Source organism: Anaerotignum lactatifermentans DSM 14214, from assembly GCF_900142265.1.
GTDB classification, from domain to species: domain Bacteria; phylum Bacillota; class Clostridia; order Lachnospirales; family Anaerotignaceae; genus Anaerotignum; species Anaerotignum lactatifermentans.
Window position 1 is genome coordinate 1 of sequence record NZ_FRAH01000126.1, and the last position, 1,459, is coordinate 1,459.

4 protein-coding genes and 1 pseudogene are annotated in these 1,459 nt (G+C 47.7%); 4 read left to right on the plus strand and 1 reads right to left on the minus strand.

Annotated elements, in window-relative coordinates; all coding sequences use genetic code 11:
• The 4 genes and pseudogenes from BUB35_RS17850 to BUB35_RS17860 all read left to right on the plus strand — a co-directional run.
• Positions 1-242 (plus strand): DUF4368 domain-containing protein (locus BUB35_RS17850; RefSeq protein WP_143185506.1); only part of this gene is annotated, 242 nt, incomplete at its 5' end.
• A 20-nt stretch (positions 243-262) separates the two neighbouring features.
• A pseudogene (locus BUB35_RS20365) lies at positions 263-361 on the plus strand (Maff2 family mobile element protein); the annotation flags it as partial.
• A 137-nt stretch (positions 362-498) separates the two neighbouring features.
• Positions 499-720, plus strand: coding sequence for a helix-turn-helix domain-containing protein (locus BUB35_RS17855; RefSeq protein ID WP_072853947.1), 222 nt, complete (start codon positions 499-501; stop codon positions 718-720).
• Positions 721-796: 76 nt separating this feature from the next.
• Positions 797-1,252 carry a hypothetical protein gene (locus BUB35_RS17860; RefSeq protein ID WP_072853949.1) on the plus strand — a complete coding sequence of 152 codons (456 nt, stop codon included), beginning with the start codon at positions 797-799 and terminating at the stop codon, positions 1,250-1,252.
• Positions 1,253-1,262: 10 nt separating this feature from the next.
• Here BUB35_RS17860 and BUB35_RS19370 read toward each other — a convergent pair.
• On the minus strand, positions 1,263-1,459 hold a 197-nt coding region (locus BUB35_RS19370; protein ID WP_207647556.1), incomplete at its 5' end, for a hypothetical protein.

The window sequence follows — 1,459 nt, forward strand, 5'->3', positions numbered from 1 at the left end:
ACCGCGCCGCCGCTTTGCAGGCCGAACTGGACAAGTCGCAGGCCGCCACCGTCAACGCGGAAAAGTTTATGGGTATCGTCCGAAAGCACCTTGCCTTCGAGGAACTTACCCCCACCCTCTTGCGGGAGATGATTGAGAAAATCGTCGTACATGAGTGCAGCTATGACGAGAACGGCACCCGCAGGCAGGACATTGAGATTTATTACAGCTTTGTCGGCAAGATTGACTTGCCCGAAGCCTAACGCCCGACCTATCCGACACAATGGCCAAGTGCCGGATAGGAACGGCAAAATTTTTTACACTTCTATTACTTCTTTATCGCACATCAGTAAAAAGCCAGGGTATGAAGCAGTTAAAGGCGAATTAGATGTAATCAAAAGAAAGGAAAAGCACAATCCAGACGGAACCGGCGGTTGTGTCAAGAAATATTGCGGAAACACAAGGCCCCTGCTATAATAGGGGCAGGACATTTGACGATGGAGAAGGAGGCGGACGCCTATGCACATCAGCTATCAGCCGCTATGGGACACCTTGAAGGAACGCGGCATGAGGAAAGAGGACTTGCGGCTTGCCGCCGGACTTACCACCAACATGATCGCCAATATGGGCAAGGGCGAGCATATCAGCATGAAAACCCTGCTGCGTATCTGCGGGGCGCTGCATTGTGATATTGCAGATGTGATTGCTTTGGAGCAGGACGACAATTATGTTGCCCCATGAGGGGCCGCCCCCTGCTGGGACACTTTGTCCCAAAGGTGGGGACGGAAGAAGGAGGGCGGCGAAAGGAGTGTGAGCCATGAAAATGGGAATAAAAGAGATGAATTTTATCCATTCATTAGTGGGAAAAAGATTGCTCAATGTTTGCTGTGCAGCGGAGATATTAACATTTGACTTTTTTCCGCTTGCTCTCCATGCTTCTGGATATGCAAGAATTATCAAAAATAGCGATATTTTGGTTACTACTTTAGATTATCAATCATGGGAATTATCAGAAAGCACAAACAATGATGAGTGGTTCAATGTCAAACAATTCCATGCAGAAATGATTGGTGGTGCAGTTCTTTCCGCTACATTAAGCCCGTGGAATGATTTACATATAGAATTGGATAACGGCGTTATTATTGAGTGTTTGATTGCAAATTCCTATCCGCACTACAATGACGAGCAGGAACAGTGGGTTCTGTTTGAACGAGGGAAAGACCATAAGCTATTCTTGACGGTTTACAGCAAAAGAGTTGAGTTCATAGAATGAAGTTATCCAGTCAGAAACAGAAAACCGAACACCACCCATCAAAGCATGACCATTCCGCCACCTCTGGACACATTGTCCAGCCAGCGGGCGGCACCAACAGAACACGGCCCACCCAAGCAGGAAACTTCGGTTCCCTGCTTTTTATTTGCGCTTCTTCCGCTTTGAGCCGTGTGTTTTGAGCAGGGAGGATTTGTTCAGGATATGGAT